The sequence below is a fragment of the Gammaproteobacteria bacterium genome (assembly GCA_028817255.1).
GTDB classification, from domain to species: Bacteria; Pseudomonadota; Gammaproteobacteria; order Porifericomitales; family Porifericomitaceae; genus Porifericomes; species Porifericomes azotivorans.
In genome coordinates, this window is record JAPPQA010000140.1 from 1 (window position 1) to 4,109 (window position 4,109).

The 4,109-nt window shown below is 66.5% G+C and carries 2 protein-coding genes and 1 tRNA gene; 2 read left to right on the forward strand and 1 reads right to left on the reverse strand.

Annotation, left to right across the window (positions count from 1 at the left end; all coding sequences use genetic code 11):
- Positions 1-126: 126 nt before the first annotated feature.
- Complete coding sequence (locus OXU43_06070; protein ID MDD9824720.1) at positions 127-2,517, reverse strand: autotransporter outer membrane beta-barrel domain-containing protein; 2,391 nt, start codon at positions 2,515-2,517, stop codon at positions 127-129.
- Between the two features lie 420 nt (positions 2,518-2,937).
- Between OXU43_06070 and OXU43_06075 the strand changes: the two genes are divergently transcribed.
- A complete protein-coding gene (locus tag OXU43_06075) occupies positions 2,938-3,867 on the forward strand; it encodes a polyprenyl synthetase family protein (protein ID MDD9824721.1) in 930 nt (309 codons plus the stop codon).
- Positions 3,868-3,895: 28 nt separating this feature from the next.
- Positions 3,896-3,972, forward strand: a tRNA-Pro gene (locus OXU43_06080).
- The last annotated feature ends 137 nt before the right edge of the window (positions 3,973-4,109 follow it).

Consider the following 4,109-nt stretch of genomic DNA (forward strand, 5'->3'; position numbering starts at 1 on the left):
CCCTCGCTCGAATGCGAAAGATACCACGATTCCGCCGCGCCCGGCCTCGCCGCACTGGCATCGAGGCCGGGGCTTGTCCAATCCTCCATTCCCAATCCTCAAGTCCTGTGTTCACGGAATATTTCTTTAAAAGCGGAGGGCGGCGTCCAGCAAGAACTCGTTGTCGGCGGCGGCGCCGCTCCGGTGCCGCAACCCCGCATCCAACGCAAAGCGCTCTGCCTCGAAGCGCAGCCCGCCGCCGTAGCGTTGCGCCCCCGGCGCCACGCCGCTGGTTCCGTACAGCGTCAACAGTCCCGGCATCCCCCGCGCCAAGCGCACATCGCCGATGCCATACGACAACTCGCCGCGCAGTCCCAGGCCGCTATAGCCGGCCTTGCCCGGAACCGGGGCGCGAGTCCCGCCGAAGGCGCCCCCGTCCAGCGGCGCGCAAGACGGGTCGCCCGACAGACCCGGGCCGTCCAGACCCAGCCCCCGCTCCAGACCCAGACTGGGCCGCAATGCTAATTGCAAACCCCGGCGGTCGCCTCCCAGGTCGTAGCGCAACGCGCCTATGCCCGTATATTCCCAGTAATCGCGGTCGTCCTTGCTGGCCAGCCGCGCCTGAAACTCCAGTTCCGTCTCCAGGCCCAGCCGCGGCCAGCGCAAGCGAAAGCCCGTCCCGAACTCTCCCGTCGCCGCGTCGCGCGCGCCATCGCCGAAGTCGTAAGACGCCCCCGCGCGCAGGTAGGGACGCAAGCTCCCGCCGCCTTTGAAGCCGAATGCCTGGCCCAGCTCCACCGCGCCTCGCAACTGCTGCGCCTCCGTCTCCGTCTTGGCGTAGGCGATGCCATCGTCGAAGCGCCCGCCGTCCGCCTCGCCGTGCAACGCCGCTCCCGACAGACGCAGCAGCATGTCCAGGCCGTCTGTCACGGGCAGCCGCCAGCTCAGCCCTGCCGCGCCCAGCAGCAAATCCGTGTCGCTGGTCGCCTTGTACACGCCGCCATCCCGCCGTTCTGCAATCTCCAGTTCGCCCTGGCCGTAGCCCGCCAGCAGCCACATGCTCAGCCGCCCCGACGGCTGCCAGGCCGCATACGGATACACCGCTACCATATCGCCCTCGAAGTCGCTGCGCTTCACCTCCGCGCCCGCCTCGCGCAACTCCAAATCGCTTGCCGTGTAGCCTACCGCCACCCCCAGCAAATATTCGTCGTAGCGCCGGTCCAGACCCAGATAAAAGCTGTAGCTGTCGCCCTCGTAATCGTAGCGGTTGCCACCCTCCTCCGGTTCGCCCTCCAACGAGCTGTAGTTGCCGCGGCCCCACAGGGACAGCGTGTTGCCGCCGCCCCGATCGCTGGTGGCAGAGAAACCGGAACCGCCCAACAGCTGCAACAGTGCGCGGCTCTCCGTGGCCGGCGAGATGGAGTCCAGCCCTTCCAGTTGCGCCGCCGTCAACTCCGCCAGCGCGTCCAGATCCAGCAACATGACAGTGGCGCCGGAATCGCCCGTCGCCGTCTCGCCCTGCCCTGCGGAGAGCGTATTGTCCCGCACCGGATCGAAGCGGTGCGCGATCACCGGCGCCAACTGCGCCGCCAGCGCCTGGTTCAGCGCCGCTGTCGCCTGCTTTATGCGCTCCGCACGCGCGGCAGGGTTGGCGGCGGCAAGCGGGCGCGAGATGTCGTCGTCGGTGATGGTGTAAGTGCGCGCGGCAGAATCTACGGAGCCCGTCACGCCGCTGCCAGTGTGACCAGTGAGGGTGACGACGAGGGTTTCGGCGGGAGATTCGAAGGCGGCGTCGTCCGTAATCGTGATGGGAATGGTTCCCGAGGCGGCAGTGTGGGCGACGACGATAGTGCCGGCAGCAGTGGCGGTATCGAAGGTGACGGCGCTGCCGCTGGCATCTACCGCGTAGTCGGCGGCCGCGGCGGTACCGGCAATGGAAAAGGCGACGGTAGAAGCGGCGGTGCGCGCCTCGCCTACAAACTCCACCGGCACATTGATGGTACTGCCTTCGGCGGCAGCGGCGTCGGTGCCGCCGAGAAAGGCCCGGCTGCCGTCGTTAGCGCGGATGGTGATGGTGAGCGAGTCGCCGGGGATAACAGTATCGGCGGTGGTGGAAGTCGGGTCCGCCATCGGAACGGGTATGACGATGGTTTCGTCAGGTTCGGCGATGGTGTCGTTAACAACGATCCAATTGGCTATTCCTGAGAGATTGCCCGGTAAAAGGACAGCCAGGATAGGTCCGGTAGAACCGGCCTGACGCCGGAAGTCCGCATCCAGAGTAGCGGTTCCGCCCAAGTCGGAGTCCGATTCCCGGTTGAGCCTCAAGTTTCCAGAGGTCAATCCGCTGACGGTAACTCTGACACTGACCGTGTCGCCCTCGTTTACCTGCACGCCGGGCGTTGCGGGGTCGCGGTCAGGGGTGGCGGAAAGGGTAAGGGTGCGGGAGGTTTGCGCTTCAGCCGACGGTGTGGCGAGCAGGAAAGAGAGGGCGACGAGAACAGCTGCGAAAGCCGCTAACTTGTGCGTAAAATTGTGCATGCGGAGAGGGGAGTCCGGCACTGGGACCCGATGCCCCACAGCGCTCGAAACGCACGAAAATACCGACTTCGTATCGCCGTTTCCCGCGCTTGACATAATCCCCTCCTCCCGTCTGGCGGCCTACCGCTAAGGATTTCAGTCTATAACCCGCACAGAGGGATAGTCAAACCGACGGGTTGCCGGGCCCGGCCCCCGCGCCTCTTTCCTCGCCGCCACCGGGAGGCAAAAAGCCGCCAAGGTGCGCGGCGGGCTTTTCTGCTACGCTTGAGGCGCCAATGGCCTTATACCGCATATGCGAACGGGGGGGCGGCGCCCGTGCCTGAGAAAGCCGAGGGCGAACGGTCCGCCGCCGAGGCGCCCGCGGCGAGGGAGGAAACGGAGACCGAGCTGCAGAGACTGCGCGCGCCGGTGATGCGGGAAATGCGCGGCGTGGATGCGGTCGTTCGGCGCGCATTGCGTTCCGAGGTCGAATTGATACGGCGCCTGGCCCGCTACATCCTGGCCGGCGGCGGCAAGCGCCTGCGGCCGCTGTCGCTGTTGCTGGCGACGCGGCTGTTCGGTTACCGGGGCGAAAAACACCTCACGCTGGCCGCCATCCTGGAGTTCATCCACACGGCCACCCTGCTGCACGACGATGTGGTGGACGCCTCCCTGCTGCGCCGCGGCCGGGTCACCGCCAACCGGCGGTGGGGCAATCAGGCCTGCGTACTGGTAGGGGACTTCCTCTACTCGCGCGCCTTCCAGATGATGGTGGAAGTGGGTTCCATCCGCATCATGGAGGTGCTGGCCGACACGACCAACGCTATCGCCGAAGGCGAAGTGCGGCAGTTGGCGGCCCGCGGCGACCCGGAACTGGACGAGCGGACGTATTTGCAGGTGGTGCGCGCCAAGACCGCCAAACTGTTCGAGGCGGCGGGGAAGCTGGGCGCCATTCTCTGCGACCGTCCGGCCAGGGAAGAACAGGCATTGGCGGGTTACGGCATGCACCTGGGCACTGCCTACCAACTGGTGGACGACGCCTTGGATTACAACGCCTCTGCCGCCGAGATGGGCAAAAATCCAGGGGACGATCTGGCCGAGGGCAAGGTTACGTTGCCGCTCCTGTACGCCTTGCGGCACGGCGACGCCCGGCAACGAGAGTTGATCCGCGCCGTCGTCCGCGGCGATGACCGGGAGCGGGTCGCAGAGGCCGTGACGGCAGTTGCCTCCGGCGGGGGCATTGCCTACACTGTGTCGCGCGCCGAATCGGAGGCGGCAAAAGCGGAATCCCTGTTGCAGGAATTGCCGCGGTCGCCCTACCGCGAGGCCCTGTGCGCCCTGACCCGCTTCGTTGTCAAGCGGCGGGCTTGAGGCCGCGCAGCAACGATCGCAGACGACGCGGGGTGTAGCTCAGCCTGGCAGAGCACTGCCTTCGGGAGGCAGGAGTCGCTGGTTCGAATCCAGTCACCCCGACCAACAATCCCCGCTCGGCGCCCACTCGCTCATCCCCCAGCGGACCGCTACGGATGCCGGCGGCAACGGCAGGCGCTAACCGTTACGCAATCGAAGGGAAGAAAAGCGACTCGCTCTTATCTGCCATTCCTGCGAAACAG

Excerpts from the sequence above, each read along its gene's own strand:
- OXU43_06070 (MDD9824720.1), bottom strand. The coding sequence starts at position 2,517 with ATGCACAATTTTACGCACAAGTTAGCGGCTTTCGCAGCTGTTCTCGTC.
- OXU43_06075 (MDD9824721.1), top strand. The coding sequence starts at position 2,938 with ATGCGCGGCGTGGATGCGGTCGTTCGGCGCGCATTGCGTTCCGAGGTC.